The organism is Aureimonas endophytica, assembly GCF_014642635.1.
GTDB classification, from domain to species: domain Bacteria; phylum Pseudomonadota; class Alphaproteobacteria; order Rhizobiales; family Rhizobiaceae; genus Plantimonas; species Plantimonas endophytica.
Genome location: NZ_BMIQ01000013.1, coordinates 43,214 through 69,957, shown reverse-complemented (window position 1 = coordinate 69,957; position 26,744 = coordinate 43,214). Strand labels below are relative to the sequence as shown.

The window sequence follows — 26,744 nt, the reverse complement described above, 5'->3', positions numbered from 1 at the left end:
CAGGCGACGCTTCTCCAGACCCGCCTCCTTGAACACCTGAACCGCCGAAGCCATCGCCCCGATCTCGTCGCGCCGCCCCAGCGCCGGAACCTCCACGCCAAGATCGCCCGAGGACAGGCGGCGCATCACCTGCGTCAGCCCAGCCACCGGCCGCGAGATGCTACGGGCGATCGGCAGGGCGGCGGCGCAGAGAAGAGCGAGCACCGCGACGCCGAGGCCCAGCGCTTTGTAGAGTTCGCTCCGGAAGGCCGTTTCGAGATCGTCGACATAGACGCCGGTGCCGACCGCCCATTGCCAGGGCTCGAACATCTGCGTGTAGGAGAGCTTCGGCAGGATCTCGGTCGCGCCGGGCCGGCTGCGGTAATAGGTGGTGAAGCCGCCACCCTTGGCGTTCTGGATCAGAGTGCGGATATAGAAGGCGCCGCTCTGGTCCTGCTCGTCCCAGGCGCTCTTGCCTTCCAGCTTCGAATCGGCGTGCAGCACGCGCGTTCCGTCCGGGGCGAAGGCGAAGAAATAGTCGTTATTGGCATAGCGCATGGACTGGACGGCATCATGGGCGCGCTGCTTCGCCTCGGCCTCCGGCAGCCGGCCGGCCTTCGCCTCCTTGTCGTAGAAGGCCATGACGGACAGGGCCGAGGCGACCTGCGACTGAAGAAGATCCTGCCGGTCGCGCCAGATCGTCGCGCGCATGGAAACGAGCTGGGCCGCGAGCATGGCGACGCCCGCCGCCATGGCGACGACGATGAGCAGGAAGAGCTTGCGTGAGATCGTGAAATTCATGATTTCGAAGTCCGGTCGGAACAGGCCTCTATTGTCCCGAGCACCCATTAAGGAACCGCTTCGATACGCCTCTCGCCAAGCATTTCACCCAGATGTCATACTATTTCATCGCACGTTGCTGCTTCGCCGCGAGTGGAAGCGAACCCAATTGAGCTACGTCACTCACTCGCCCGTATGGGTTGCTTCGGAGCGTGCCCGGCCGGCCGGCGGCCCCGCCTTGCGGATGGCGTCGCCACGCGCATGTCTCCGCTTCGAGGGTACGGAGACGATCCATGACCCGATCGGAGGAAGGCGGAATGCAGGGCGGGGATGAATGGCAATCGCAGGAACCGGCGCGCCGTCAAAAGCCGGTGACGCGGGAATGGCTGTTCCGGGCCGCCACCTACTATCTCGAACGCTATGCCAGCTCGTCCGACAATCTGCGCCGCGTGCTGCGGCGCAAGATCGACAAGCGGCTCGCGACGCACGAGGAACTACCCGACGAGGACGCGCGGGCGGCGCATGCGGCCATGCTCGAGGAGACCATGGCGCGGCTGGCCGAGCTGAAGCTTCTCGACGACCGCGCCTTCGCCGAGGCGCGGCTGCGCAGCCTGCGGCGCGGCGGCGCCTCGGCGCGGCAGGCGGCGGCGAAGCTGAACCAGAAGGGCGTCGACCGCGAGACCATCGCCGCCGTTCTGGACGAGGACGAGGCGAGCGACCGCGCCGCCGCGCATCGCTATGCCGAGCGCCGCCGGCTCGGCCCGCATCGCCTGCGCGAGCGGGAGGAACGGCGCGATCGCGACATCGCCGCCATGCTGCGGGCCGGCTACTCCCTGGGCGACGCCAAGGCCGCGATCGACGGCGAGCCGGACGAGACCTGAGCGCCGTCCGGCGCCCGCCACCGCAGCGGGAACGATCCGCGCGCCGCATCCGTTTGCCGACCATACCGACATCGAAGCTCGGAGCCAGCGCCGCCCGGCGCCGGCCGGAGCTCGGTCGACAACGAAGGGAACCGTCATGCCGAAGATCAATCAGGCCAAGATCGCCATCCTCGCCACCGACGGCTTCGAGCAGGTGGAGCTCACCGAGCCGAAGCGCAAGCTGGAGGAGGCGGGCGCGACCGTCCACGTCCTTTCGGTGAAGGAAGGCTCGATCAAGGGCTGGGACAAGACCAACTGGGGCGAGGAGGTGAAGGTCGATCGCCTGGTGAAGGATGCGAGCGTCGAGGACTACGACGCGCTGATCCTGCCCGGCGGCCAGATCAACCCGGACAAGCTGCGCGCCGAAGAGGTGGCGGTCCGCTTCGTCCGCGACTTCTTCAACACCAAGAAGACGCTGGCGGCGATCTGCCACGGCCCCTGGCTGCTCGTCGAAGCGGGCGTCGCGAAGGGACGCGAGCTGACCTCCTTCGCCTCGATCAAGACCGACGTGGTGAATGCGGGCGGCCATTGGGTCGATCGGGAGGTGGTGGTCGATCAGGCCCTCGTCACGTCGCGCAAGCCCGACGACATTCCGGCCTTCGTCGCCAAGATCGTCGAGGAGGTCGAGGAAGGCCGGCACGAGGATCGCGCCAAGGCGGCCTGAGCGCGATCGCGCGATGCCTCGAGGGTCGGCGCCCGGCGGCGCCGGCCCTTTGCATTTGTTCAGTGAGACGCGCCGCGCGCCGCATTGCGCGATTGCGGCGAATTCGTGTAGATCGCTCGACAGGTTCGGCGCCGCTCGGGCTTCGGGGAAGCGGCGCCTGGGCAGGGAGATGATCATGGCACAGCAGCCAGGCTACGATCCGCATGCGACCGGCGAGATGGATTATCCCGAGCACCAGCGGACCTATGCGCGCTTCCTCGGCCTCGTGAAATACGGCTCGATCGGCGTCGTCGCCATTCTCCTCTTCATGGCGGTCGCGCTCGTCGGCAATGGCGGCTTCATCGGCGGCATCGTCCTCGCCGCCATCTTCGTGGCCGTGGCGGTCTTCGTCCTCTCGGCCGGCGAAGCCGGGTCCATGAAGCACTAGGCACGGCTCGCCCGGCCGCGCGCCGGTGCATGAGGCGGCAGGCGGCGCCGGGGGCGTCGCCGATGGGAGGATCATCGCATGAAGCTGTTCGTGCCGAAGGAGCACGAGGACGGCGAGCCGCGCGTCGCGGCCTCGCCGGATACGGTCAAGCGTCTCGTCGGCCTCGGGGCCGAGGTCGTGGTGGAGGCGGGCGCCGGCTGGCTGTCGCGCATCACGGACGAGGCCTTCGCGGCGGCGGGCGCCCGGATCGGCTCCGGTGCCGATGCCGCCGATGCCGACGTGATCCTCAAGGTGCGGCGGCCGGCCGCTTCGGAAATCGCTCAATATCGGCGCGGCGCCATCGTCGTCGCCATCATGGACCCCTATGGCCGCGACGCGGAACTCGCGGCGATGGCCGGCGCCGGCCTCACCGCCTTCGCCATGGAGCTGATGCCGCGCATTACCCGCGCGCAGGTGATGGACGTCCTGTCGAGCCAGGCCAATCTCGCCGGCTATCAGGCGGTGATCGACGCCGCCGCCGTCTATGACCGCGCTTTCCCGATGATGATGACGGCGGCCGGCACCGTGCCGGCGGCCCGCGTCTTCGTGATGGGCGCCGGCGTCGCCGGGCTCCAGGCGATCGCGACGGCCCGGCGCCTCGGCGCCGTCGTCTCGGCGACGGATGTGCGCCCCGCCGCCAAGGAACAGGTGGAATCGCTCGGCGCGAAATTCGTCGCGGTCGAGGACGACGAGTTCCGCGCCGCCGAGACCGCCGCCGGCTATGCCAAGCCGATGTCGCCGGCCTATCAGGCCAAGCAGGCGGAACTGACGGCCGCCCATCTCGCCAAGCAGGACATCGTCGTCACCACCGCGTTGATCCCCGGCCGGCCGGCGCCGCGTCTCGTGACGCGCGCGATGCTGGAGACGATGCGGCCGGGCTCGGTGATCGTCGATCTCGCGGTCGAGCGCGGCGGCAATGTCGAGGGCGCCGAGGCCGACCGCGTCGCCGAGATCGGGCCGGTGAAGGTCGTCGGCTATCGCAACGTGCCGGGCCGGATCGCCGCCACCGCCTCGCAGCTCTATGCGAAGAACCTCTTCGCCTTTCTCGAGACCCTGATCGACAAGACGACGAGGGAGCCGAAGATCGATCTGGAAGACGAGCTGGTGAAGGCGACCATGCTGACGCGCGACGGGCGCGTGGTGCATCCGAGCTTCGCCCCCCCGGACTCCTCGCCCTCCGACGAGATCGTCGAGAGCTCGGCCGAAAGGGACGCCTGATGGACGACCAGACCTTGAACGACGCGCTCGACCGGCTCGATCAGGCGGGCGTCTCGATCGGCGCGGCGCGGCGCCATATCGAGGCGCTGATCGTGCAGCAGGGCGACGCGGCGAGCGCCGCTGCCCATGCCGCGACGGGCGTCGATCCCTTCGTCTTCCATTTCGCGATCTTCGTGCTGGCGATCTTCGTCGGCTATTACGTCGTCTGGTCCGTCACCCCGGCGCTGCACACGCCGCTGATGTCGGTGACCAACGCGATCTCCTCGGTGATCATCGTCGGCGCCATTCTCGCCGTCGGCATTTCCGCCTCGGGCCTCGCCACCACCTTCGGCTTCCTGGCACTGATTCTCGCCAGCGTGAACATCTTCGGCGGCTTCCTCGTCACCCAGCGCATGCTCGCCATGTATCGCAAGAAGGGGAAGTGAAGGCATGTCCGAAAGCTTCGCCGCCTTCCTGTATCTCGTCTCCGGCGTTCTGTTCATCCTGGCGCTGCGCGGCCTGTCGCATCCGACCACCAGCCGCCAGGGCAATGTCTTCGGCATGGTGGGCATGGGTCTGGCGATCCTCACCACGCTGCTCCTCGCCCAGCCGTCCTTCGGCGGCTTCCTTCTGATCGTCATCGGCATCGCCATCGGCGGCGGGGCCGGCGCCGTCGTGGCGCGGCGCATCGCCATGACGGCGATGCCGCAGCTCGTCGCCTTCTTCCATTCGCTGGTGGGCCTTGCCGCCGTGATGGTGGCCGCCGCCGCCCTCTACGCGCCGGATTCCTTCGGCATCGGCGCGGTCGGCGCGATCCATGGCGAGGCGCTGGTCGAGATGAGCCTTGGCGTCGCCATCGGCGCCATCACCTTCACCGGCTCGATCATCGCCTTCCTGAAGCTCGACGGGCGGATGAGCGGCAAGCCGATCCTGCTGCCGAGCCGCCACGCGATCAATATCGCGCTCGGTCTCCTGCTCCTCCTCCTCATCGTCGTCTTCGCGACGACGGAAAGCCATCTCGCCTTCTGGCTGATCGTCCTCGTCGCGCTCGGCCTCGGAGTCCTGCTCATCGTGCCGATCGGCGGGGCCGACATGCCGGTCGTCGTTTCCATGCTGAACAGCTATTCCGGCTGGGCGGCGGCGGGCATCGGCTTTACCCTGCAGAATCTGGCGCTGATCATCACCGGCGCGCTGGTCGGCTCGTCCGGCGCGATCCTGTCCTACATCATGTGCAAGGGTATGAACCGCTCCTTCCTGTCCGTCATTCTCGGCGGTTTCGGCGGCGAAAGCGGGCCCTCCGCCACGGCGGACGGCGTCGAGCGGACGGTGAAGCAGGGCTCGGCCGAGGACGCCGCCTATCTGATGAAGAACGCCGCCCGCGTCATCATCGTGCCGGGCTACGGCATGGCGGTGGCGCAGGCCCAGCATGCGCTGCGCGAGATGGCCGATCTTCTGAAGGAAGAGGGCGTCGAGGTGAAATACGCCATCCATCCCGTCGCCGGCCGTATGCCCGGCCATATGAACGTGCTCCTCGCCGAGGCGAACGTGCCCTATGACGAGGTCTTCGAGCTGGAGGACATCAATTCGGAATTCGCGCAGTCCGACGTCGCCTTCGTCATCGGCGCGAACGACGTGACCAATCCGGCGGCGCGCGACGACAAGACCTCGCCGATCTACGGCATGCCGATCCTGAACGTCGATCAGGCGGCGACCTGCCTCTTCGTCAAGCGCTCGATGGGCTCCGGCTATGCCGGCATCGACAACACCCTGTTCTACAAGGACAACACCATGATGCTCTTCGCCGACGCGAAGAAGATGGTGGAGAACATCAACAAGGCGCTGTCGCACTGAAGGCGCCAACCACAAACTCATGAAAAAGGCCCGCCCGGAACGCTCCGGGCGGGCCTTTCCGTTTCGGTCGGAACGATCCGGTCAGGGCTTGTAGACGGCGGTGCCCGTGTCGCCCGGACGCAGCTCGAAGCGCGAGATGCCGGCCGTGGCGTTCAGGCCGAACTGCGCCTGGAGGCCGATCGACTGGAGCGTGAAGCCGTTGTCCGGGCCGCCGATCAGCGACTTCGCGCCACCGCCGGCCGCCACCGAGGCATCGACCGAGGTGCCGTAATAGGTGCCCGCCAGCGAGACCGGCTCGCCGGCATGGAACGAGGCCGCGTAGACCGCCCAGGAGAAGTCCTGCCGGCCGGTGATGCCGAGATCGACGCCATAGGTGTCGAGGCGCGCCACATAGGGCTCGGTCGGCAGGCCGCGGCTCGCCGGCGTGAAGACGCAGAGATAGTTCTTGGTTGAGGTCACCACGAGGCCGAGGGCGCCGTCGCTCTGGCAGGTGAGAAGGCCAATCTTCGAGGCCGCATTGGCGGCCGGCGCGACGAAGGCGGAGGCGCCGAGCGCCATCGCGGCCGCGAGCAGGACGTTTTTGTACATAGGTTCGACTCCAGTCCACTGGAGGCGATCCGACAGATCCGCGCCGGCACCGGAACGCTCGCCCCGGACGGGTCACAGGCCTGTCGGACAGCCTCTTACCGTGCGTCGAACGTTCCAGCGCCGTCCGGGTTTCCCGGATTCCCGTTCACGCCTTCGCAGATGCGGAAATCTTTCGCGAAGGGCGGCGTCGTCAGGCGCCGCCGCGCGTGCGGTCCATGCCGTCCTTCGCCGGCTTGTAGCTCGGGTCGAGCTGGGCGGCGCGCGCGTAGGACTTGAAGGCGCGCGATTTCTGATTGCGCCGCTCGTAGACCAGCGCCTGGTTGGTCCAGTATTCGGCGCTCTTATCGTCGAGCTTCAGCGCGGTGTTGAAATCGTTGAAGGCGTTCTCGTCGTCGCCGAGCGCCAGATAGGAGACGCCGCGCCCCGAATAGGGCTCCGGTGCGTCGGCCTGGAGCGAGATCGCCGTCGAGAAGTCCTCGATCGCCTGCTTGTGCTGGCCGTCGCGCTGATAAAGGAGGCCGCGATTGTGATAGGCGCGGGGATCGGTCGTGTTGAGATCGATCGCCTTCTGGAAATCGGCCAGCGCCTCGCGATTGCGCCCGGCGGTGCGGTAGAGATTGCCGCGCCCGATATAGGCCTTGTCGTAATTGGCGTTCAGGCGGATCGCCGCGTTGTAGTCGGCGAGCGCGTCCTTGCTGTCGCCGAGCTGGCGATAGACGAGGGCGCGATTGGCATAGGCCTGGTAGAAGTTCGGATCGAGCTGCAGCGCGGTGCTGAAGTCCTTGATCGCGTCGCGATTCTGGCCCGCCCGGCCATAGGCCGTGCCGCGCACGTTGTAGACTTCCGGGTTGCGCGGATCGGCATTCAGCGTCGCCGTCAGCGAGGCGAGGTTCTCGCTCGACCCCTGCGCCTTGTCGAGGCTGATGACATTCGGCACCGAGGCCGTCTGGCAGGCGGCGAGAAGGGCGGTGAGCGACAGGGCGGCGAAAAGAAGGCTGCGCTTCGCGCGGGGCGTTTCGGAAGCTTCGGGCGAGACGAAGCGGTTCGCGTCAAACGTCAATCGCGTCTTTCCCCTCTTGGCGGCGGCGGTGCCGTCCTGGCGCGCTGCCGAGCACGAGCCCGCGCCGGCTCCACCGAGCCTTGGCGCCGCGTCGCGCGGTCATCCGAAAAAATGGCGGAACTTCGTCCGCCGCCTTCAACCCTCTGCCGGGCGATGTCGACCAAAAGATGTCGCGCCTTCAAGGCTTGCGTCCTGGATTCGACCTCGCATGGCCTGGGCGGCCTTACCAGAGCGGGCATGGCCTGTCGAGGCGGCGGGTTCACTCCCTGGGCCTTTGCGCCGCCGGCGGCACGAGACGGGCGATCAGCCGGGACAGAACGTCGAGGGCGAACAGCGGATCGTCGGCCCGCGCCGTCACCTCGGCGAAGCGGGGCAGGGGCGCGGCCTTGGCGGCGGCCATGTCGCCGCCGTCGAGGAAATGGATCTTCGTTTCGCGGGCGTCGGCGATCTGCGCCCGGAGCGCGGCGATCGCGAGCTTGAGCGTTTCGGCGCGCTCGGCGTCGAGCTCGCTCGCCGCCAGCGCCTTGGCGAAGCTGCGCGTCCAGTAGGTGACGGCCATGAAGCGCAGGAGCAGGCGACGCACCGTGCCCGGACGGCGCACGATCTGCCAGTTGCTGCCGAGCGGCCGGGCGGCGGCGGCGAGATCGGCCTGCCGTCGATCGACATGGCGGGACAGCGCCAGGATGTTCGCTCCCGCGCGCCCCTTGTCGATGGCCGCCGCCGCCGCGCCCAGCACGCGGTCGAGCGCCGAGAAGAAGGCGTCGGCCGCCTTGTCCGTCGCCGCCGTCGTCTTCTGCGGAAAGACGGCGAAGGCGATGAAGACGCCGGCCAGCGTGCCGATCAGCGTTTCCTCCAGGCGCAGCACGAGAAGGCCGGGCGTGAACTCGCCGAGAAGGCCGTAGAGGAGCGAGAGCACGATGGTGACGAAGAAGGTCATCGCGCCGTAGGAGAGCTGGAGAAGATAGAAGCCCGCGAAGGTGAAGGCGACGATCAGCACGGCGGAGGGCAGGAAGGCGCCGTGGAGCAGCGTCGCGAGCGCGATCCCGATGACGATGCCGGCCAGCGTGCCGACCGAGCGGTTGAGGGCGCGCAGCGCCGTGTCGCCGCGCGACTGGGTGTTCACGAAGACGAGGAAGGCGGTGAGGATCGCCCAGAACCAGCGCGTCTTCGACAGGACGAGGCCGCCCAGCATGGCGATGGCCGAGGCGAGCGAGACCTGGATCGCGAGGCGCAGCGCCGGATCCTTGATCAGCCGCCGGGCATCCTCCTTGGCGGGGACGGGCGGGCGAGGCGGCCCGCGCTCGAAGAGCGCGTCCGGCAGGCCGTCGGTCGCCGCGCGCGCCGCTCGTGCGAGACGGTCGAGCCGTTGCAGGGCGACGCGCGGCGGCAGGGTTTCCGCATCCTCGCCGTCGCCCGCCTCGTCGTCGGCGGCGAACGCAGCCAGCATCGCCGTCTCGCTGGCGAGATGGAGATCGAACAGGGCGACGGCCACCGCCGAGCCGGGATCGTCCGCGGCTTCGGTCTCGTCGCCGAGCGTCAGATAGGAGTCTGCGATCAGCACCGCCTCGCCGATCCGGTCCTGCGCGCGAAAGGCGGCCTGCCGCTTCGGCTCCGTCCAGCCGGCGCGAAGGCCTGAAAGCAGCACTTCGCGCAACTCGCCGATCCGCTCGAACAAGGCGAGCACCGCGCGGGCGAACTCGTCCGCCGGGCGCTCGGGCAGGACGGCGACGCGGATGAGATGGGCGATGAGGCCGGCAAGGACGATGGCGATCGCGATGCCCGGCAGGTCGGCGATGGTCGGCCTGAGATAGCTCGCCAGGAAGTAGCACATGAAGGCGAACATGCCGACGGCGTTCCAGCGCACCCCGTATTTGCGGGTATAGACCGCCGCGAAGACGAGGAGGATGAAGGCGCCGTCCGCCGCGACCGGCCAGGGCAGGAGCAGCGTCGCCAGCGTCGCGGCGAGGAGGCCGCCGACCGCGCCATAGAGCCTCGTGACGATCCGGCGGCGATTGGTCGTGTCCTTGATCTGCAGCGCCCCCTGCATCGCCGTGGCGATGGCGATGCCATAGGCGGCGACGGGCAGGGGCAGGACGCTGTGCATCGCGAAGAGCATGCCGGTGATCGCGACGAGCGTCAGGGTGACGCGCAGGCCCATGCGCAGCCGGGCGAAGGACGGATCGGAGGCGGCGAGCATGGCGCGGAGACGCCGGGCGGCATGAAGCATGAGCGGAACGGGCACGGCACCCTTCGTTTCTCGGGCGAGAGCCAGATGTCGCGTTTCGCCGTCTTTTCCAAGCCCTCCATCCGGCCTGCCGGCTTTGTGTGCTCAATGCACAAAAAAACTTCGCATCTGCGGGAACGCCGCCGGCATGGCGCGCTTTTCGGTCGCAGGTTCGGCGGATGCGCCGCCGCAGGAGTTCAGGAGTCCGCCCATGTCAGCCGCCGTTCATCACGACATCGCCGTGCCAGCCGTGCCGCTCGGTTCGCCGCGCCGCGTGTCCTGGGGCGCCATCTTCGCCGGGGCGCTTCTGACCCTCGTGGTCCAGGTGATGCTCGGCCTGCTCGGTCTCGGCGTCGGCCTGTCGACCGTCGATCCGGCGGGCAACGGCACGCCGACCCTTTCCGCCTTCGGCACCGGCACCGGCCTCTGGACGGCGGCGACGGTGCTCGTCGCCACCTTCATCGGCGGCTATGTCGCGGCGCGTCTCGCCGGCAGCCTGACGCGGACCGACGGCGCCCTGCACGGCATCGTCACCTGGGCGGCCTCGACGCTGATCGTCCTCTATCTTCTCACCAGCGGCGCGGCCTCGATCGTCAGCGGCACGCTCGGCACGATCGGCTCATCCTTCGGCGCGGTGCGCAACGCGGTGGAGGCGGTCGCCCCGAACTCGCTCGCCGCCCTGCCGGACGGTCTGGAGCAGCAGGCTCGCCAGCTCCTGGCGCGCGGCGAGAACCAGGCCCAGCAGGCCGCGAACCAGGCGCAGCAGCAGGGCCAGCAGGCCGCCGATCAGGCGCGCGCCGCGACCGGCGAGCCGGATCTCGCCCGCGCCATCCCGGAGATCGTGCGCGGCCTCGGCGAGAACGCGACGCCGCAGCAGCGGCAGGCGGCGGTGACGGTCATCTCGCAGCAGGCCGGCATCTCGCAGCAGGAGGCCGAGCAGCGCCTCCAGCAGTTCCAGCAGCAATATGACCAGGCGATGGTCCAGGTGCGCGAGAAGGCCGACGCGGCGGCGAAGAACGTCTCCACCGCCGCCTTCGCCGGCTTCGTCGCCCTTCTGATCGGCGCGATCGTCGCGGGCCTCGGCGGCATGGCCGGCCGCCCGCGCCGCGTCGTCGGCACGCTCGCCTGAACAGGCCTCGCGGCATCCGTGACGCGGCACGCGCCGCGTCACCGCGACGTCGCAAAATGAGCACGATTGCCCGCCTAAAGCTGTAAAGCCTGGAACGCCCGTCACCGACCCTTGCGGCCGGCGGCGGGCGAGTCCTTTTTGGGGATGCTCGGATGCGACGTTTTTCGGCCTTCGCGCTCGCGCGCGAGGCGTTCCGCCATCATGCCGGCTGGGGCGAGCAATGGGCCTCGCCCGAACCGCGCCGCCATTACGACGTGGTGATCGTCGGCGCCGGCGGCCACGGCCTCGCCACCGCCTATTATCTGGCGAAGGTGCACGGCATTACCGATGTCGCGGTGATCGACAAGGGCTGGCTCGGCGGCGGCAATACCGGCCGCAACACGACCATCATCCGCTCGAACTATCTCTACGACGAGTCGGCCGCCCTCTACGACCACGCCGTGAAGCTGTGGGAGGGCCTGTCCGAGGACCTCAACTACAACACGATGTATTCGCCGCGCGGCGTGATGATGCTGTCGCACAACGTGCACGACCGGCAGGTCTTCAAGCGCCATATCCATGCCAACCGCCTGAACGGCGTCGACAACGAATGGCTGACGGCGGAGGAGGCGAAGGCCTTCTGTCCGCCTTTGAACATTTCCCGCAACGTGCGCTATCCGGTCGAGGGCGCGGCGCTGCAACGGCGCGGCGGCACGGCGCGGCACGACGCGGTGGCCTGGGGCTATGCGCGTGCCGCCTCGGCGCGCGGCGTCCATGTCATCCAGAACTGCGCCGTCACCGGCGTCCGGCGCGGCTCGGACGGGGCGGTGCAGGGCGTCGAGACGAGCCGGGGCTTCATCGGCGCGAACAAGATCGGCGTCGTCGCGGCCGGCTCCACCTCCGTCGTGATGGAGATGGCCGGCATCCGCATGCCGCTGGAGAGCTTCCCGCTCCAGGCGCTCGTCTCGGAGCCGGTGAAGCCGGTCTTCCCCTGCGTCGTCATGTCGAACACGGTCCACGCCTATATCTCGCAGTCCGACAAGGGCGAACTGGTGATCGGCGCCGGCACCGACCAGTATCCGTCCTACAGCCAGGCCGGCAGCCTCCACATCCTCAACCACACGCTCGACGCGATCTGCGAGATGTTCCCGATGTTCCGCCGCATGCGCATGCTGCGCTCCTGGGGCGGCATCGTCGACGTGACGCCGGACCGCTCGCCGATCCTGTCGAAGACCCCGGTCAAGGGCCTCTACGTCAATTGCGGCTGGGGCACCGGCGGCTTCAAGGCGACGCCCGGCTCCGGCCATGTCTTTGCCCATACGATCGCGCGCGACGAGCCGCATCCGATCAACGCGCCCTTCAATCTCGACCGCTTCGTGAGCGGCCGCTTCATCGACGAAGCGGCGGCCGCGGCCGTGGCGCACTGACGAGCGAGACCGATGCTCCTGATCCATTGTCCCTATTGCGAGGAAGCGCGGCCGGAGCTCGAGTTCCGCCATGCGGGCGAGGCGCATGTGCCGCGCCCGGCCGGCGATGCCGGCCTCTCCGACGCCGAGACCGCCCAGCGCCTCTACTATCGCTCCAACGAGCGCGGCCTCGTCTTCGAGCGCTGGCGGCATTTCTCCGGCTGCGGCAAGTTCTTCAACGCCGTGCGCCACAGCGTCACCGACAAGTTCGTCATGACCTACAAGGCCGGCGAGCCGAGGCCCGAGATCACCGAGGACATGGCACGGCGCGCCGGCTTCGACGCCAATGTCGCGCCGCGCGTCATGGGCGACGCCGCCCACACGCCGGTCGCCCGGACGGAGGCCCAGCAATGACCGAGCGCTTCCGCATTCCGGGCGCCGGCCGGCTCGATTCGGCGCGCCGCGTCACCTTCACCTTCGACGGCAACCGCTACGAGGGCCGGGAAGGCGACACGCTGGCCTCGGCGCTTCTCGCCAACGGCGTGCATCTGACCGGCCGTTCGTTCAAGTATCACCGGCCGCGCGGCATTCTCGGCATCGGCTCGGAAGAGCCGAACGCGCTGGTCGAGATCCGGCGGGACCGCGCCCGGCGCCAGCCGAATGCGCGGGCGACGGTGCAGCCGCTCTATGACGGGCTGGCGGCGACGAGCCAGAACCGCTGGCCGACGCTCGATTTCGATATCGGCGGCATCAACCAATATGCCTCGCGCTTCCTGCCGGCCGGCTTCTACTACAAGACCTTCATGTGGCCGAAGGGCTTCTGGCACCGGGTCTACGAGCCGAAGATCCGCGCCGCCGCCGGTCTCGGCCGGGCGCCCGCCGATCCGGATCCCGACCGCTACGCCAACCGCTTCGCCCATGTCGATCTTCTGGTCGTCGGCGGCGGCGCGGCCGGTCTCTGCGCCGCCGTCGCGGCCGGCGAGGCGGGGGCCTCCGTCATCCTCTGCGACGAGAATGCCGAGTTCGGCGGCTGGCTGCGCGCCGAGCGGAGCGCCACGGTGGATGGGGCGCCGGCGATGCGCTTCGTCGCCGATCTCGTCGCCCGTCTCCAGGCGCTGCCGAATGTCCGGCTTCTGCGCCGCGCGACGGCCTTCGGCTACTATGTCCAGAACATGGTGGCGATCGCCGAGGAACTGACCGACCATCTGGCCGCGCCCGATCCAGCCCTGCCGCGCGAGCGGCTCTGGCAAGTGCGGGCGAAGAAGGTGGTGCTCGCCACCGGTTCGATCGAGCGCCCGCTGGTCTTTCCCGACAACGACCGGCCGGGCGTGATGCTGGCCGGCGCGGCCCGGACCTATCTCAACCATTACGGCGTCGCGCCCGGCCGCCGCATCGCCGTCTTCACCGCGCATGACAGCGCCTATGCGGCGGCGGCGGACCTGCGCCGCGCCGGGATCGACGTGCCGGTGCTGATCGACCTGCGGGAGGAGCCCGACGACGCCCTGGTGCGCGAGGCGCGCAATCTCGGCATCGAGGTCCTCGCCGGCTATTCGGTCGCCGCCCTTCGCGGCCACAAGCGCGTGCGCGGGCTGAAGGTGGAGGAGACCCGCACCGGCGGCGACCAGCGCGGCTTCGACTGCGACGCGCTTCTGATGTCCGGCGGCTTCACGCCCTCGGTCCATCTCTTCTCGCAGTCGCGCGGCAAGCTGAAGTTCGACGCGGCCTGCCAGGCCTATGTGCCGGGCGAATACGCGCAGGACTGCGCCTCCGTCGGCGCCTGCGACGGCGATTTCGACCTCGCCTCGGCCATCCGCGCCGGGCGGGCGGCGGGTCTCGCCGCCGCCGGGGACGCGGGCGAGGCGGCGCTGCCGCTGGTCGAGGGCGCCGCGCGCTTCGGCGGCGGCGCGGCCGGTGCGACGCCGACCGCCCGGCCGGGCCGCTGGCGCAAGGCCTTCGTCGACTTCCAGAACGACGTGACGGCGAACGACATCCGCCTCGCGACGCAGGAGGGCTTCCGATCGGTGGAGCATATCAAGCGCTTCACCACCAACGGCATGGCGACCGACCAGGGCAAGACCTCGAACATCCACGGCATCGGCGTCGCCGCCGAGGCGCTCGGCGTGACGATGCCGCAGGTCGGTCTTACCACCTTCCGCGCGCCCTTCACCCCGGTCACCTTCGGCACGATCGCCGGCCCGGCGCGGGGGGATCTCTTCGATCCCGTCCGCCGCACGCCCATCCATGACAGCGCCGAGGCGGAAGGCGCCGTCTTCGAGGATGTCGGCAACTGGAAGCGCGCCTGGTACTTCCCGCACGGCGCCTCGATGCACGATGCGGTGAAGCGCGAATGCCGCGCCGTGCGCGACGCGGCCGGCATGTTCGACGCCTCGACGCTCGGCAAGATCGAGGTCGTCGGCCCGGATGCCGCCGCCTTTCTCGACCTTCTTTACGCGACGCCGCTCGCCAGCCTCGGCATCGGGCGCTGCCGCTACGCGATCATGCTGTCCGAGGCGGGCTATGTGATCGACGACGGCATCGTCGCGCGGCTCGGGCCGAACCGCTTCCATGTGACGACGACGACCGGCGGCGCGGCGCGCGTCCTCAACCATATGGAGGACTATCGCCAGACCGAGTTCCCGCATCTGAAGGTCTGGCTGACCTCGATCACCGAGGAATATGCGACGATCGCGGTGCAGGGCCCGAAGGCGCGCGAGATCGTGGTGCCGCATTTCGAGGGCGCCGACGTCTCGAACGAGGCCTTCCCGCATATGTCGGTCGCGGAGGGGCGCTTCCTCGGCGTGCCCTGCCGCTTCTTCCGCGTCTCCTTCACCGGCGATACCGGCTTCGAGATCAACGTGCCGTCGCGCTACGGCCGGGCGGTTTGGGACGCCTTGCGCGAGATCGGCCGGCCCTTCGGCCTCCAGCCCTATGGCACGGAGGCGATGCACGTCTTGCGCGCCGAGAAGGGCTATATCATCGTCGGCCAGGAGACCGACGGCACGGTGACGCCGGCCGATGCCGGGCTGAACTGGGCCGTCTCGAAGAAGAAGGCGGATTTCGTCGGCAAGCGCGGCATGCAGCGCCCCGATCTTCTCTCGGCCAACCGCAAGGAACTGGTCGGCCTTCTGACCCGCAATCCGCTGACCGTCCTGGAGGAGGGCGCCCAGATCGTCGCCGATCCGCGCCAGGCGAAGCCGATGACCATGATCGGCCATGTCACGTCGAGCTACTGGTCGGAAACGCTCGGCCGCTCGATCGCGCTGGCGCTCGTGCGCAACGGCCGGGCGCGGCTCGGCGAGGAGCTTTTCGTGCCGATGCCGGAGGGCGACGTCGCGGTCGAGATCATCGATCCGGTCTTCTACGACCGGCAGGGGGAGAAGCTGCATGGTTGAGGTGCGACACCTCCCGGCCATCCGGGCGCTCTCGCCGCTCGACGGCCATTATCACGGCGCCGCCGGTCTGGCGCTCACCCCGGCGCCGGCCCGCACGCTGATCAGCCTGCATCTTTCGGAAAGCGCCGCCGGCCCGGTCGGCGCGGCGCTCGGCCTCGCTCTGCCGAACCGGCCGAAGACCAGCGCCGAAGGCGAAGGCCTCGCCGTTCTCTGGCTCGGGCCGGACGACCTCCTTCTCCTCGCCGAGGAAGCGGGCGACGCCGCGCCGGCGGAGCTCGTCGCGCGCATCGAGGCGAGCGGCAGCGCCGAGCAGTCGGCGGTCGACGTGTCGGACCGCTTCGTCGCGATCGCCCTCGACGGCTGGGCGGCCGAGGCGGTCCTTGCCAGCGGCTGCCCGCAGGATCTGCGTCTTCCCGCCTTTCCGGTCGGCGCGGTCAGCCGCTCGGTCCTGGCGCGGGCCGAGATCGTGCTCTGGCGGCGAAGCGAGACGCGGTTCGAGCTGTTCTGCGGCCGCTCCTTCGCCGACTATGTCTGGGACTATCTGGTCGAAGCGACGCGCGCCCCGGCGCTCTAGGAACAGAAGATCCCGCCTCGTTGCGCGATGATTCGTCGGACGGCCGCCCATCGGGCGGCCGTTGCCTGATCGGGCGCGCGATCTCGCAAGTCGGCGCGGGCCGGGATCGGCGACATTTACTTCGTCGCTGACAAACGGATGTTGCGAAACGATTTTATTCCGAGGCGTCAGTTCCGCTCCTCTTTACCTGCCGTGGTCGAGGCCACAGAAAAGGCACCAGGGAGGGGCGCGATCGCCCCTTGAGTGGAGAGCAGGGGAACCATGATCAGAACCGAAACCGTCCGCAACATCCTGTCCTGGTACGAGGGCGAGACTCCCGGTCTCAAGGCCAATCTGTCCCGCCTCCTGATGCATGGCCGCCTCGCCGGCACGGGTCGTCTGGTCATCCTGCCGGTCGACCAGGGTTTCGAGCACGGCCCGGCGCGGTCCTTCGCGCCGAACCCGGCCGCCTACGACCCCCATTACCTCTATCAGCTCGCGATCGAGGCCGGCGTTTCCGGCTATGCCGCGCCGCTGGGTCTTCTGGAACAGGGCGCCGACACCTTCGCCGGCGAAGTGCCGCTGATCCTGAAGGTCAACAGCGGCAACTCGCTCGCCGCCTCCGCCAACGACCAGGCGCTGACCGGCACGGTGGACGACGCGATGCGGCTCGGCTGCGTCGGCGTCGGCTTCACCATCTATCCGGGCTCGGACATGGCCTATGACATGATCGAGGAACTGCGCCAGATCAGCCACGAGGCGAAGTCGCGCGGCCTGCTCAGCGTCGTCTGGTCCTATCCGCGCGGCGGCAAGATCACCAAGGGCTCCGGCGAGACCTCGCTCGACATCATCGCCTATGCCGCCCATATCGCGGCGCTGATGGGGGCGACGATCATCAAGGTGAAGCTGCCGAGCGACGGGATCGATCTCGACGCGGCGAAGTCCTCCTACGAGAAATACGACGTGCCGCATGCGACGATCGCCGAACGCGTGCGCCACATCATGCAGGCGAGCTTCAACGGCAAGCGTGTCGTCGTCTTCTCGGGCGGCGAGGCGAAGACCCGCGAAGACCTCCTCGACGAGGTGCGCGGCATCCGCGAGGGCGGCGGCAACGGATCCATCATCGGCCGCAACTCGTTCCAGCGCTCGAAGGACGAGGCGCTGAAGCTGCTCGGCGAGATCATGGACATCTACGCCTGAGAACGGAGCCCGGCCGTCGCGGGAGCCTGCAAGCTTCCGCAGCGGCATGAAATCCTGATCCCGTCAAGATAACGCCGCCGTGAACCCGCCGCGATTGCGCCGAGGCTCGCGGCGGCGCTTTCGCTTGGAAAGCCGTTCACTTTCAATGGCTTCGCTTCGGTTTGCGGTTGGAATATCGCGCTCTCGTGCCGTCCGATTTGTTGCCGGACTGCAACAGGCGCTTCTGGATCGAAGGCCTTGCCGCTTGTTGGCCACATGGCTGTGGATCACTTGGATGGGCAGACGAGTTCGGTAGTCACGAAAAACCCGCGCGGCGATCCGCGACCGCCGACTCTCAAGAACCACCCGCCGCGAGGCGGGACGAATGCTGGAGTATCAATCATGAAGCGTTTCGCTCTTCTTCTGGCCGCCACGGCCCTCGCCACCCCGGCCTTCGCGGCCGACGTCATCACCGAGGAGCCGCCGGCGCCGGCCCCAGTGGAACTCGCCCCCGCCTATAACTGGACCGGCCTCTATATCGGCGGTCAGGCCGGCGTCGCCATCGGCGGCTCGAACGGCGCGATCGGCGGTTTCGGCGACTATCCCTACGACGTCCTGACCTATAGCAAGGATTCGAGCACCGGCTTCACCGGCGGCGGCCATATCGGCTACGACTACCAGATCAACAACTTCATCATCGGCGGCGTCGCCGACTTCAACTATGTCGACGTCAACAAAGGCAACGGCGCGACCTTCGAGAATCTCGCGGGCACCGGCAACAGCCTCACCAACGATGTCGACATCAACTATTTCGGCACGGTGCGCGGCAAGGTCGGCTATGCGATGGACCGCGTCGCGGTCTATGCCACCGGCGGTCTCGCCTATGGCGGCGTGGACAACGACGTGAGCACCAGCGGCTTCACCTCGCCGGGCGGCACGGTCTACAGCGCCTCCGTCGAGCGCGACGAGGACAAGGTCGGCTACACGGTCGGCGGCGGCGTCGATTTCCTGGCGACGCAGAACATCTCCTTCGGCCTGGAATATCTCTATACCGACCTCGGCAAGGCGAAGACCGAGACGACGTTCAATGCGGTCGGGGCCTCCGCCTTCGGCGATCCGGCCAGCTTCACGACCGAGACGAAGACCGATCTCGACTTCCACACGATCATGGCCAAGGCGTCCTATCGCTTTAACTAGTAAGGTTAACGCCTTAACCTTTCTCACGAAACTGGGATAACAAAATGCCCGCCGGGGTTCTCCTCCGGCAGGCATTTTAATTCAATGGCAAGGATTGGAGCTTAGAAACAATTCACCAAGGCGGTTCGCAAGGCTCAGGCAAGGCGAAGCTGCATTCGGGTGCTTCGCCGAAAGCGGGCCCCGGGACGGAAAGCAACCGGCGCGGCCGCGAGGCGGCGCCATTGTGTCGGCAGGAGCGATGCCGGCCCGCGGGCGCGGGCGGTCGTGCCTGTATCAATACGGAGTACCTCCCATGAAACGCATCGCTCTTCTCCTGGCTTTCGCGGCCGTGTTCGCGACCCCCGCTCTCGCCGCCGACATCACCTATGACGAGCCGCCGGCCCCGGCGCCGGTCGAGATGGCCCCGGCCGCGAACTGGACCGGCGTCTATGTCGGCGGTCAGGCGGGCGGCGCCTTCGGCGGCTCGAAGGGCGCGGCCGGCGTCGATGGCTTCCCGAACGACACCGCGACCTATCGCAAGGGTTCGGATGCCGGCTTCACCGGCGGCGCCCATGTCGGCTACGACCACCAGATCAACAACTTCATCGTCGGCGGCGTCGCGGACTTCAACTATATCGACAAGGACAAGAAGAACGGCGTCGTTCTCGAGAACGGCACGGTCAACGACGCGTCCTACGAGAGCAAGGCCGATCTGAAGTATTTCGGCACCGTTCGCGGCAAGGCCGGCGTCGCGGTCGATCGCGTCGCCGTCTACGGCACGGGCGGTCTGGCCTATGGCAAGGTGAATGACGGCGTGTCCGGTAACGGCACGTTCACCTCGGCCAACGGCACGACCTATTCCGCCACGGCGAATTCCGACAAGGATCAGTTCGGCTATGCGGTCGGCGGCGGCGTCGACGTCCTCGCCACGCAGAACGTCTCGCTCGGCCTCGAATATCTCTATACCGATCTCGGCAAGGCGCAGTCGCAGACCAACTTCGCCGCGACGAGCCCGGTCGCCGCCGGCGACGCCTCGTCCTTCTCGGCCAAGACCAAGACGGATCTCGACTTCCACACGGTGATGGCGAAGGCCTCCTACCGCTTCAACTGATCGCTGTCAGTCATGAGAAAGGCCCGCCGGACATGCCGTCCGGCGGGCCTTTTCGCATCTTATGAAAAGGGCGATCAGAGCGGCGGCAGGCCGAGATCGGCGCGGTTCGGCAGGTCGGCGCCGCGCCGCGAGCAGGTGACGGCGGCGGCCCGGATCGCCGCGCCGATGAGCGCCTTCAATTCGTTCTCGCCGAAGCTCTCCAATGCCTGACGGGAGAGATGCCCGTCCTCGAAGAGCTTGGCGAGCATCATCGCGAAGAACGTGTCGCCGGCCCCGACCGTATCGACCACATGGACCGAAATGCCGGGGAGGGAGGCGCCGATGCCCGACTTCGCCAGCGCCACCGCGCCCTTCTCGCCGCGCGTGCAGACGGCGAGGCTGGCGCCGGCCGCGACCCAGTCGCCGAGGACGGCTTCGATGGAGCGCCCCGGATAGAGCTGCGACAGGTCCTCGTCGCTCGCCTTCACCAGCGCGGTCATCGGCACGAGTTCGGCCACCTTTGCCCGCCAGATGTCGAGATCGGGCACGACCGAGGCGCGGATATTCGGATCGTAGGAGATGAAGCGCCGGTCCTTCTCCTGCTTCACCAGCCGCACCAGGGCGGAGGCGGTCGGCTCGCTCACCGTCGTATAGGAGCCGCCGATATGGATCGCGGCGACCTCGTCCGGCAGCGCCGCCGGCACCTCTTCCGGCGCGATGGAGCGGTCGGCCGTGCCTTCGGTGTAGAAGGAATATTCCGGCACGCCCGCCGCCGAGAGCGACACCATGGCGAGCGTCGTGTTGCGCTCGGTATGGATCAGGAAGCGCTGGTCGATCTTCTCCTGCTCCATGAAGGCGCGCAGGCGCCGGCCGTAGAGATCGCCCGAGATCTTCGAGAAGAAGGCCGAGCCGTGGCCGAGCCGGGCGAGGCCGAGCGCGGCGTTGAGCGCCGAGCCGCCGATCCGCGCCGAAAGATTGATGCGCGACACATCCGCGTCGAGATCGGCGAAGACGTCGAACAGCGAGTCGCCGCAGGACAGAAACATCGTGATGAACCCCCTCCGTCCGGCGGCCTGTCCCGCCTTTCGTCTCGCTCTCGGCTAGCAGGAAATCGCCGCCTGGGAAACTCGGGCGAGCGTCGCTTCGGTCAGCGCAGGCCGAAGGTGCCGAAGGCCGGCACCTTCACCGCCAGCCGCCAGGGATCGAGACCGGCGACGAGGCCGAGGAGATTGATCTCGACGCCCGCCGTGCGGCCGAGCGACAGGCCGGCAAAGCCGAAGAGCGACAGGCGGAGGTCCCCCCGGTCGCGGTCGAAGACCGCGAGGCGCCCGTCGGACGGATAGTCGCGGCCGACCGCGACGGGCGGCAGGGCGGTGCGCAGCCCCGGCACATGACGCAGCACGTATTCGACGAAGGTGTTGGAGTTCGGCCCCGGAAAGATGTGATAGCCGCCGGCCATCGCATAGGGATAGGAGGCGAGTGCCTCGCGCACCGCCGGAAGGACCGCCTCGGCCGCCGGGCCGTGGCGTTCGAGCACGAGGCGGGGCGGGTTGGAATACCAGCGGCCGTCCGGCGGATAGGCGTTGCGGCGGATCGGCATGCCCCAGCCGACCTTGTCCCAGCGCTCATAGGCCGCGCCGCCCTTCTCCTTCACGACGATCCAGGAATGTTCGGACAGCGCCCCCTTGAGGCCGCCGGTGCGCGCGGCGAAGACATAGAGCGCCGCCTCGCGATCCGCCTGCGGTGCGGGCAGGAGCCGGGCGCTCGTCCAGTCGGCGTCGCGCCAGCTCGCCGGATGGTTGCCGGCGGTCCAGAGCGCGACGGCGAGCGCCGCCGGCAGCAGATAGACGAGACCGAGAAGCAGGAGGGCGAGTTTCAAGACGCGCGGCATTCGCAGAGACGGGATGACGGGAGGCGCCATGCGATCGGGGTTCCGTGGCGTTGCAGTCATATGGTGGTAAGGACCTGGCCGCGAAAGGCGGCGGATCGCCGCTTCGGAAAGGGAAGGCCGCGATGGAAAATCCGATTGTCGTCGAGGTGACGCGGGGCGGACGGGTGGAGAGCCGGCATCGCGGCGCCTTCGCGGTGGTCGATGCCAAGGGGCGGGCGGTGCATGCCGCCGGCGACATCGAGGCGCCGGTCTTCCCGCGCTCGGCGGTGAAGGTGCTGCAGGCGCTGCCGCTGATCGAGAGCGGTGCGGCCGACCGCTTCGGGCTCGGTGCGCGCGAATTGTCGCTGATCTGCGCTTCGCATTCGGGCGAGGAGGGCCATGTCGCGCTCGCCTCGGACATCCTCGCCAAAGCGGGTCTCGGCGAGGGCGATCTCGAATGCGGCTGTCACTGGCCCTTCGCCGGCGCCGTCGCCCGGCGGATCGCCGGGGAGGGGCGCGAGCCGAACCAGCTCCACAACAATTGCTCCGGCAAGCATTCCGGCTTTCTCTGCACGGCGGTGCATCTCGGCGAGGCGACGCGCGGCTATGTCGGCGCCCGCCATCCGGTGCAGGAGCGGGTGCGCGCCGCTCTGGCGGACCTGACCGGCACGGCGCTCGATCCGGAGGAGGCCGGCATCGACGGCTGCTCCATCCCGACCTATGCCGCCCCGCTGCGCGGTTTCGCCCAGGCCTTCGCGCGGATCGTCGCGGACGAAGGCGCGGCGCCGGAGCGGCTCGCCGCCGGCCGGCGGCTGATCGAGGCCTGCATGGCCGAGCCCTGGTACATGGCCGGCACGCGTCGCGCCTGCACCCTGCTGATGGAGGCGGCGCCCGGCCGCGTCTTCGCCAAGACGGGGGCGGAAGGGGTGTTCTGCGGCGCCGTGCCCGAACTCGGCCTCGGCTTCGCCCTCAAGATCGAGGACGGGGCGACGCGGGCGGCGGAAGCGCTGACGGCCTCGCTGCTCGCACGCCTCTTCGAGCCCCACGACCCGGCGCTCGCCGCCATCTATGCCGAGCAGTCCCGCGCCGGCTTGCGCAACTGGAAGAAGACCGAGACCGGCGAGGTCCGTGCCATGGCGCTCTGACCGTCCCGTCAGAGCCAGCGCTTGTAGCGGAAGAAGATCAGCGGCAGCACCGCCGAAAGCAGCATCACGCCGAGCGCCATCGGATAGCCGAGCGCCCATTTCAGCTCCGGCATATGCTCGAAATTCATGCCGTAGATCGAGGCGACGAGCGTCGGCGGCATGAAGCCGACCGCCGCCACCGAGAAGATCTTGATGATGGCGTTCTGCTCGATCGAGATCATGCCGACCGTCGTGTCGAGGAGAAAGGTCGTCTTGTTCGACAGGAAGGCGACGAAGTCGTTCAGCGAGTGGAGGTCGCGCACCATGGCCTTGGTACGGGCCCGCGCCTCCTTCGGCGCCTTGCGCCCGATCAGCACGATCTGGAGGAAGGGCATCATCCGGTCGAGCGTCGCGAGGCTCTCGCGGGTGCGGGAGGAGAGGTCGCCCGCCGCGCCGATGCGGCGGAGGAGGCTCTTGAACTCGTGGGTGGCGATCGGCGCCTTGCCGCGCGAGGCGGTGAAGATGTCGGCGGCGATCCGGTCGAGATCGGCGGCGATCGTCTCCATCATGTCGGCGACGCGGTCGATGACCGTTTCGAGGAGGCCGATGAGGATCGTGTCGGCGGTCGGCGCCTTCGCCCGCGTCGCGTTCGGCGCGCGGGGCGGCTCGGCCTCCTCCGATTCGACGATCAGCGGCGCCTCCGTCGCGATCGCCTTCGGCAGTCCGGCCTCCGACAGGTCGCGGCAGAGCTTGCCGGAAAAGATGGCGAAGGATTTCGGCTCGGTATAGCGCAGGGTGACGAGCCGGCCGCCGACGAGGATGAAGGTGACCGGGGCGAACATCGGCATGCCGCTGTCGAGACCGTAGACCACGGAGGCGGTCATGAAGTCGCCGCCGTCCTCCGAATAGAGCCGGCTCGACACCTCGATCTCGCGCATTTCCTCGCGCGTCGGCACTTCGAGGCCGCAGAAGCGCTCCACCGCCGCTTCCTCCTCGCGCGTCGGGCTGATGAGGTCGATCCAGATCGCGTCCGGCGGAATGGCGGTGCCCTGGAGCCGCGTCGCGCGGGCGCGCATCCCGTCCAGTTGATAAACGTCGATCATGGACGCACTCCACGCGGCAGACAGCGACTCGCCCGCGCTGCATCACCGTTTTGCCTGTCATCTGCAAGCGGCGCGGCGGGCGCGGCTCAGCGCGCCGTCACCGTGTCCACTGGGCAATGCAGGGTCCAGACGACGCCGCTCGGCGCGAAGTCCATGTCGACGCTGCCGCCGAGGCCGCGCGCCGTCATCTTCTGGACGACGAGCGTGCCGAAGCCGGAGCGCTTCGGCGCCTGCACAGGCGGGCCGTCGATCTCGCGCCAGGTGAGCTCGAATCGCTCGCCCGCCGACCAATGGATGCTGACATGGCCGTCCGGCACGGAGAGGGCGCCGTATTTCGCGGCATTGGTGGCGAGCTCGTGCAGCGCGAGGCCGATGGTCTGGGCGGCCGTCGGGTTGAGCTGGAGCGGCGGACCGGCGATCACGAACTGGCCGGCATCGGCGGCGCCGAAGGCCTTCAGCTGCGAGGCGACGAGCTCGGCGAGCGGCACGCTCTCCCAGCCGCGCCCGGCGAGGAGATCAGCGGAGCGGGCGAGCGAGTTCAGCGCCTCGGACAGGGTGTCGAGGAATTCCGTCGTATTGGCGCTTTCCTTGGCGGCGCGGCGGGCGATGGCGGCGATCAGGGCATATTGGTTCTTCGCCCGGTGCGTCATCTCCCGCATCAGGAAGCGGCTCTGCTCCTCCGCCTCGCGCCGCTCGCGCGAGGCCTGGGCGAGGACGCGCGAGACGTCGCCGATCTCCGCGATGCTGGTCCCGACCGGATGGGCGGGCCGGCCCTTGCCGATCGCGTCGGCCTGATGGGCGAGGGCGGCGATCGGCTCCACCAGCCGCCGGCCGAACAGCGCCGCCATGCCGGCGGAAAAGCCGAGAAGCAGAAGCACGGCGAAGATCAGCAGCCACCAGGACCGCGTGATCGGCTGGCCGATCACCGCATCCGGCACGGCGACGAGCGTCGTCCAGCCGGAAAGAGTCGAGGTGAAGTCGGCCTTGATCAGGTCGTCGCGCTCCAACTCGCCGAGCGACAGGTCGATGGAGGGATTGGTGAAGTCGACATCGCGGTTCTCCCGCAGCTTGCCGCCGGTGGCGAGCGCTGCGACGACGCGATGATGCTGGCGATCGACGACGACGGCCGACCAGGTGGCCGGCAGGTTGCGCCGCGCGACGAAGCTGCCGAGATCCTTGGCGCTGCGCGTCACGGCGAGGGCATAGACGACGCGGTCGTCGCGGATCACCGGCACCGCGACATGGAAGACGAAGTCGTTCGAGCGATCGCTGTGGAAGACGTCCGAGACCAGCGGCTGGCGCGTCTGGAACACCGCCTCGGCCATCGCCGTCTCGGCGCTCGCCTCCGGCTCGCCGATGCCGTCGCGGCGGGTGTCGGCGACGATGCGCAGATCCGGGTCGATCAGCAGCGCGTCCGAGGGCGAGGTCGCGGCCAGCGCCGAACGGGTGCGGGCGTTGAAATCGGCGAGATCGCCGGAATCGATCGCCGGCGAGGCGGCCAGCACCCGCGCCATGGTGATCATGGTGGAGAGTTCGCGATCGATCGTGTCGGACAGGATCTCGGCGGCTTCCGCGACCTGCTCCTCGGCGATGTCCGCCTGCTGCTGGGAGAAGCGCAGGATCAGGAAGGCGCTGAACAGGAGGGCTGGCACGATGATCGCCAGCGCGAAGATCGTGACATGGACGAGAAGCGGAGGCCGGCGCCAGAGCCGGGAAAATCGGAACGGGCGCAGCCCGCCGGCAGGTTGCCGCGCCGTATTCGCCTCGATCGTCATCGCCCCTGTCATTCCCGGCGCCGGGCGACATCCGTCGCCCGCGCACCGTTTCCGCTCGGTCCTTGCCGTCCGAGACTATGAACCGATCATGGCGCTTTCAACACCGATCGGACGGCGGCTCACGCGAATTGCGACAGGCCGGGCGTCGTGGCGATCACCCGGTCGACGACGTCGGAGCCCGCATGCTGGCGGGCGAAGGCGACGAGTTCTCGCGACACCGTGCCGATACCGCCCATATCGAGGCCGAGCGCCATCAGGCGCGAGCCGAGCGCCATGATGCCGCCGCCGCCGAACAGGCCGCCGCCCTCCTGGGTGCCGGTCGTGCCGGCCTGCACGATCGCCTCGTTGGCGCCGGGCGTCTCCTCGATCATCGTGTCGATCGCCGGATCGCTGCCTTCGGTCTTGATGTAGAGGAGGATCTGGCCCACCGCCTCGAGCGCCCGTTCCGGCGTCAGGCCGGTCTCCGCCGCGATCCTGCTGACGAGTTCCTGCATGAGCGACGCTCCTTTCATGCTTCGAATGATCCGCTTCGCCCTATCTAAGCACGGGCGCTCGCCGGACCACGGGTCGGAGCCCGCAGCGAGGCGGAAAAGCTGCGGAAAAATCCGGCCGGGCGCGCACATGCCACACCCGACCAAGCACGCGCAGGGTGCGACATTTTGCCGCCTAACGATCGCCATATGGCGGTAACCAGCCGGAGGCGTTCGGCTTAAAATCTGCAAGTCAATCGATTCGAACTCGTCTAGGATACGTCTTCAGCGAAACGGAGCGATGCTATGGGAGATATGCATTCGATCCCGAAGACCATTGCCGAGGCCATCGAGGCGGGGATCTCGCCGGCCAAGGCTTTTCGGATCTATTCCGATCGGTCGATCTTCGAGCTTGCGGAGGCCGCCCATGTGGAGCCGCGCCGGCTCTGTCTGATCGAGGCGGGCCTCGCCCCGACACCGGTGGAGGCGATGGCCCTCGTCGCCGCGCTCGACATGCCGCCGGCCTTTCTCGCACACCTGTCCTGACCGTCGTCAGCGTCCGTCATTGAGACGGGGCGTGACCGAATCGTCGCCGAAGCTCGTGCGGCCCGGCGCGGGCTCGCGCTCCGACTCAAGGTCCTGACGCGTCATGCCGTCCCGTGCCGCTTCGCGGTCCTCGACCGTCTCGGGCGGGACGTCCTCCTGCGGTTGATGCCTGTCGCGGTCCATCGCCATCGTCTCCGGCCTGTCTATCCCGACAACCTGGATC

26 protein-coding genes are annotated in these 26,744 nt (G+C 68.5%); 16 read left to right on the top strand and 10 right to left on the bottom strand.

What is annotated here, in order from left to right:
* The coding region (locus IEY14_RS24775) for a cache domain-containing protein (RefSeq protein ID WP_188913383.1) at positions 1 to 780 on the bottom strand (780 nt) is incomplete at its 3' end.
* 272 nt (positions 781 to 1,052) lie between these two features.
* On the opposite strand from IEY14_RS24775, the gene IEY14_RS24770 reads away from it, so the two are divergent.
* The 6 genes from IEY14_RS24770 (at position 1,053) to IEY14_RS24745 (ending at position 5,857) form a co-directional block, all read left to right on the top strand.
* On the top strand, positions 1,053 to 1,640 hold the full coding sequence (locus IEY14_RS24770; protein WP_244639668.1) for a regulatory protein RecX: 588 nt from the start codon (positions 1,053 to 1,055) through the stop codon (positions 1,638 to 1,640).
* Positions 1,641 to 1,776: 136 nt separating this feature from the next.
* Entirely contained in the window at positions 1,777 to 2,343 is a 567-nt protein-coding gene (locus IEY14_RS24765) for a type 1 glutamine amidotransferase domain-containing protein (RefSeq protein WP_188913381.1), read from the top strand.
* 175 nt (positions 2,344 to 2,518) lie between these two features.
* Positions 2,519 to 2,770: an aa3-type cytochrome c oxidase subunit IV gene (locus IEY14_RS24760; protein ID WP_188913379.1), complete on the top strand. Its 252-nt coding sequence runs from the start codon at positions 2,519 to 2,521 to the stop codon at positions 2,768 to 2,770.
* 78 nt (positions 2,771 to 2,848) lie between these two features.
* The gene (locus IEY14_RS24755; protein WP_188913377.1) at positions 2,849 to 4,027 is read left to right on the top strand and encodes a Re/Si-specific NAD(P)(+) transhydrogenase subunit alpha; all 1,179 of its coding nucleotides are present in this window, start codon (positions 2,849 to 2,851) and stop codon (positions 4,025 to 4,027) included.
* Positions 4,027 to 4,452: a proton-translocating transhydrogenase family protein gene (locus IEY14_RS24750; RefSeq protein WP_188913375.1), complete on the top strand. Its 426-nt coding sequence runs from the start codon at positions 4,027 to 4,029 to the stop codon at positions 4,450 to 4,452. The genes IEY14_RS24755 and IEY14_RS24750 overlap by 1 nt, the downstream gene beginning before the upstream one ends.
* Positions 4,453 to 4,456: 4 nt before the next feature.
* A complete protein-coding gene (locus tag IEY14_RS24745) occupies positions 4,457 to 5,857 on the top strand; it encodes an NAD(P)(+) transhydrogenase (Re/Si-specific) subunit beta (protein ID WP_188913373.1) in 1,401 nt (466 codons plus the stop codon).
* A gap of 81 nt (positions 5,858 to 5,938) precedes the next feature.
* On the opposite strand, the gene IEY14_RS24740 is transcribed toward IEY14_RS24745, so the two are convergent.
* From IEY14_RS24740 to IEY14_RS24730, 3 genes are all read right to left on the bottom strand, one after another.
* Positions 5,939 to 6,445 carry a DUF992 domain-containing protein gene (locus IEY14_RS24740; protein ID WP_188913371.1) on the bottom strand — a complete coding sequence of 169 codons (507 nt, stop codon included), beginning with the start codon at positions 6,443 to 6,445 and terminating at the stop codon, positions 5,939 to 5,941.
* A gap of 190 nt (positions 6,446 to 6,635) precedes the next feature.
* Positions 6,636 to 7,505 (bottom strand): tetratricopeptide repeat protein, encoded by an 870-nt coding sequence (locus IEY14_RS24735; protein ID WP_188913369.1) that lies wholly within the window; start codon positions 7,503 to 7,505, stop codon positions 6,636 to 6,638.
* Positions 7,506 to 7,764: 259 nt separating this feature from the next.
* On the bottom strand, positions 7,765 to 9,747 hold the full coding sequence (locus IEY14_RS24730; protein ID WP_188913366.1) for an FUSC family protein: 1,983 nt from the start codon (positions 9,745 to 9,747) through the stop codon (positions 7,765 to 7,767).
* A 193-nt stretch (positions 9,748 to 9,940) separates the two neighbouring features.
* On the opposite strand from IEY14_RS24730, the gene IEY14_RS24725 reads away from it, so the two are divergent.
* The 8 genes from IEY14_RS24725 (at position 9,941) to IEY14_RS24690 (ending at position 19,654) form a co-directional block, all read left to right on the top strand.
* Positions 9,941 to 10,858, top strand: a complete 918-nt coding sequence (locus tag IEY14_RS24725; protein WP_188913364.1) for a hypothetical protein — start codon at positions 9,941 to 9,943, stop codon at positions 10,856 to 10,858.
* A 152-nt stretch (positions 10,859 to 11,010) separates the two neighbouring features.
* Positions 11,011 to 12,264, top strand: a complete 1,254-nt coding sequence (locus tag IEY14_RS24720; RefSeq protein WP_188913361.1) for a sarcosine oxidase subunit beta family protein — start codon at positions 11,011 to 11,013, stop codon at positions 12,262 to 12,264.
* A 12-nt stretch (positions 12,265 to 12,276) separates the two neighbouring features.
* Positions 12,277 to 12,657: a sarcosine oxidase subunit delta gene (locus IEY14_RS24715; RefSeq protein ID WP_188913359.1), complete on the top strand. Its 381-nt coding sequence runs from the start codon at positions 12,277 to 12,279 to the stop codon at positions 12,655 to 12,657.
* Positions 12,654 to 15,635 (top strand): sarcosine oxidase subunit alpha family protein, encoded by a 2,982-nt coding sequence (locus tag IEY14_RS24710; protein ID WP_188913357.1) that lies wholly within the window; start codon positions 12,654 to 12,656, stop codon positions 15,633 to 15,635. Before IEY14_RS24715 ends, IEY14_RS24710 begins: the two co-directional genes overlap by 4 nt.
* On the top strand, positions 15,628 to 16,209 hold the full coding sequence (locus IEY14_RS24705; RefSeq protein WP_188913355.1) for a sarcosine oxidase subunit gamma: 582 nt from the start codon (positions 15,628 to 15,630) through the stop codon (positions 16,207 to 16,209). Before IEY14_RS24710 ends, IEY14_RS24705 begins: the two co-directional genes overlap by 8 nt.
* Before the next feature lie 261 nt (positions 16,210 to 16,470).
* Positions 16,471 to 17,388, top strand: coding sequence for a class I fructose-bisphosphate aldolase (locus tag IEY14_RS24700; RefSeq protein WP_188913353.1), 918 nt, complete (start codon positions 16,471 to 16,473; stop codon positions 17,386 to 17,388).
* Between the two features lie 381 nt (positions 17,389 to 17,769).
* On the top strand, positions 17,770 to 18,564 hold the full coding sequence (locus IEY14_RS24695) for an outer membrane protein (RefSeq protein ID WP_188913351.1): 795 nt from the start codon (positions 17,770 to 17,772) through the stop codon (positions 18,562 to 18,564).
* Positions 18,565 to 18,856: 292 nt separating this feature from the next.
* Positions 18,857 to 19,654, top strand: coding sequence for an outer membrane beta-barrel protein (locus IEY14_RS24690; protein ID WP_188913350.1), 798 nt, complete (start codon positions 18,857 to 18,859; stop codon positions 19,652 to 19,654).
* A gap of 74 nt (positions 19,655 to 19,728) precedes the next feature.
* Here the strand turns inward: IEY14_RS24690 and IEY14_RS24685 are convergent, their stop codons facing one another.
* A complete protein-coding gene (locus tag IEY14_RS24685) occupies positions 19,729 to 20,679 on the bottom strand; it encodes a carbohydrate kinase family protein (protein WP_188913348.1) in 951 nt (316 codons plus the stop codon).
* A 101-nt stretch (positions 20,680 to 20,780) separates the two neighbouring features.
* Complete coding sequence (locus IEY14_RS24680) at positions 20,781 to 21,524, bottom strand: DUF3750 domain-containing protein (RefSeq protein ID WP_244639672.1); 744 nt, start codon at positions 21,522 to 21,524, stop codon at positions 20,781 to 20,783.
* Between the two features lie 122 nt (positions 21,525 to 21,646).
* Between IEY14_RS24680 and IEY14_RS24675 the strand changes: the two genes are divergently transcribed.
* Positions 21,647 to 22,648 (top strand): asparaginase, encoded by a 1,002-nt coding sequence (locus IEY14_RS24675; protein WP_188913344.1) that lies wholly within the window; start codon positions 21,647 to 21,649, stop codon positions 22,646 to 22,648.
* 8 nt (positions 22,649 to 22,656) lie between these two features.
* On the opposite strand, the gene IEY14_RS24670 is transcribed toward IEY14_RS24675, so the two are convergent.
* From IEY14_RS24670 to IEY14_RS24660, 3 genes are all read right to left on the bottom strand, one after another.
* On the bottom strand, positions 22,657 to 23,730 hold the full coding sequence (locus tag IEY14_RS24670) for a magnesium transporter CorA family protein (protein ID WP_188913342.1): 1,074 nt from the start codon (positions 23,728 to 23,730) through the stop codon (positions 22,657 to 22,659).
* 86 nt (positions 23,731 to 23,816) lie between these two features.
* Entirely contained in the window at positions 23,817 to 25,505 is a 1,689-nt protein-coding gene (locus IEY14_RS24665) for a sensor histidine kinase (RefSeq protein ID WP_188913340.1), read from the bottom strand.
* A gap of 119 nt (positions 25,506 to 25,624) precedes the next feature.
* Complete coding sequence (locus tag IEY14_RS24660) at positions 25,625 to 25,999, bottom strand: hypothetical protein (protein ID WP_188913338.1); 375 nt, start codon at positions 25,997 to 25,999, stop codon at positions 25,625 to 25,627.
* 282 nt (positions 26,000 to 26,281) lie between these two features.
* On the opposite strand from IEY14_RS24660, the gene IEY14_RS24655 reads away from it, so the two are divergent.
* Entirely contained in the window at positions 26,282 to 26,521 is a 240-nt protein-coding gene (locus IEY14_RS24655) for a hypothetical protein (protein WP_188913336.1), read from the top strand.
* A 6-nt stretch (positions 26,522 to 26,527) separates the two neighbouring features.
* On the opposite strand, the gene IEY14_RS24650 is transcribed toward IEY14_RS24655, so the two are convergent.
* Positions 26,528 to 26,704 carry a hypothetical protein gene (locus IEY14_RS24650; RefSeq protein WP_210318577.1) on the bottom strand — a complete coding sequence of 59 codons (177 nt, stop codon included), beginning with the start codon at positions 26,702 to 26,704 and terminating at the stop codon, positions 26,528 to 26,530.
* Positions 26,705 to 26,744 lie beyond the last annotated feature (40 nt).

Excerpts from the sequence above, each read along its gene's own strand:
- IEY14_RS24770 (WP_244639668.1), top strand. The coding sequence starts at position 1,053 with ATGACCCGATCGGAGGAAGGCGGAATGCAGGGCGGGGATGAATGGCAA.
- IEY14_RS24765 (WP_188913381.1), top strand. The coding sequence starts at position 1,777 with ATGCCGAAGATCAATCAGGCCAAGATCGCCATCCTCGCCACCGACGGC.
- IEY14_RS24760 (WP_188913379.1), top strand. The coding sequence starts at position 2,519 with ATGGCACAGCAGCCAGGCTACGATCCGCATGCGACCGGCGAGATGGAT.
- IEY14_RS24755 (WP_188913377.1), top strand. The coding sequence starts at position 2,849 with ATGAAGCTGTTCGTGCCGAAGGAGCACGAGGACGGCGAGCCGCGCGTC.
- IEY14_RS24750 (WP_188913375.1), top strand. The coding sequence starts at position 4,027 with ATGGACGACCAGACCTTGAACGACGCGCTCGACCGGCTCGATCAGGCG.
- IEY14_RS24745 (WP_188913373.1), top strand. The coding sequence starts at position 4,457 with ATGTCCGAAAGCTTCGCCGCCTTCCTGTATCTCGTCTCCGGCGTTCTG.
- IEY14_RS24740 (WP_188913371.1), bottom strand. The coding sequence starts at position 6,445 with ATGTACAAAAACGTCCTGCTCGCGGCCGCGATGGCGCTCGGCGCCTCC.
- IEY14_RS24725 (WP_188913364.1), top strand. The coding sequence starts at position 9,941 with ATGTCAGCCGCCGTTCATCACGACATCGCCGTGCCAGCCGTGCCGCTC.
- IEY14_RS24720 (WP_188913361.1), top strand. The coding sequence starts at position 11,011 with ATGCGACGTTTTTCGGCCTTCGCGCTCGCGCGCGAGGCGTTCCGCCAT.
- IEY14_RS24715 (WP_188913359.1), top strand. The coding sequence starts at position 12,277 with ATGCTCCTGATCCATTGTCCCTATTGCGAGGAAGCGCGGCCGGAGCTC.
- IEY14_RS24710 (WP_188913357.1), top strand. The coding sequence starts at position 12,654 with ATGACCGAGCGCTTCCGCATTCCGGGCGCCGGCCGGCTCGATTCGGCG.
- IEY14_RS24705 (WP_188913355.1), top strand. The coding sequence starts at position 15,628 with ATGGTTGAGGTGCGACACCTCCCGGCCATCCGGGCGCTCTCGCCGCTC.
- IEY14_RS24700 (WP_188913353.1), top strand. The coding sequence starts at position 16,471 with ATGATCAGAACCGAAACCGTCCGCAACATCCTGTCCTGGTACGAGGGC.
- IEY14_RS24695 (WP_188913351.1), top strand. The coding sequence starts at position 17,770 with ATGAAGCGTTTCGCTCTTCTTCTGGCCGCCACGGCCCTCGCCACCCCG.
- IEY14_RS24690 (WP_188913350.1), top strand. The coding sequence starts at position 18,857 with ATGAAACGCATCGCTCTTCTCCTGGCTTTCGCGGCCGTGTTCGCGACC.
- IEY14_RS24685 (WP_188913348.1), bottom strand. The coding sequence starts at position 20,679 with ATGTTTCTGTCCTGCGGCGACTCGCTGTTCGACGTCTTCGCCGATCTC.
- IEY14_RS24680 (WP_244639672.1), bottom strand. The coding sequence starts at position 21,524 with ATGCCGCGCGTCTTGAAACTCGCCCTCCTGCTTCTCGGTCTCGTCTAT.
- IEY14_RS24675 (WP_188913344.1), top strand. The coding sequence starts at position 21,647 with ATGGAAAATCCGATTGTCGTCGAGGTGACGCGGGGCGGACGGGTGGAG.
- IEY14_RS24670 (WP_188913342.1), bottom strand. The coding sequence starts at position 23,730 with ATGATCGACGTTTATCAACTGGACGGGATGCGCGCCCGCGCGACGCGG.
- IEY14_RS24665 (WP_188913340.1), bottom strand. The coding sequence starts at position 25,505 with ATGACGATCGAGGCGAATACGGCGCGGCAACCTGCCGGCGGGCTGCGC.
- IEY14_RS24660 (WP_188913338.1), bottom strand. The coding sequence starts at position 25,999 with ATGCAGGAACTCGTCAGCAGGATCGCGGCGGAGACCGGCCTGACGCCG.
- IEY14_RS24655 (WP_188913336.1), top strand. The coding sequence starts at position 26,282 with ATGGGAGATATGCATTCGATCCCGAAGACCATTGCCGAGGCCATCGAG.
- IEY14_RS24650 (WP_210318577.1), bottom strand. The coding sequence starts at position 26,704 with ATGGACCGCGACAGGCATCAACCGCAGGAGGACGTCCCGCCCGAGACG.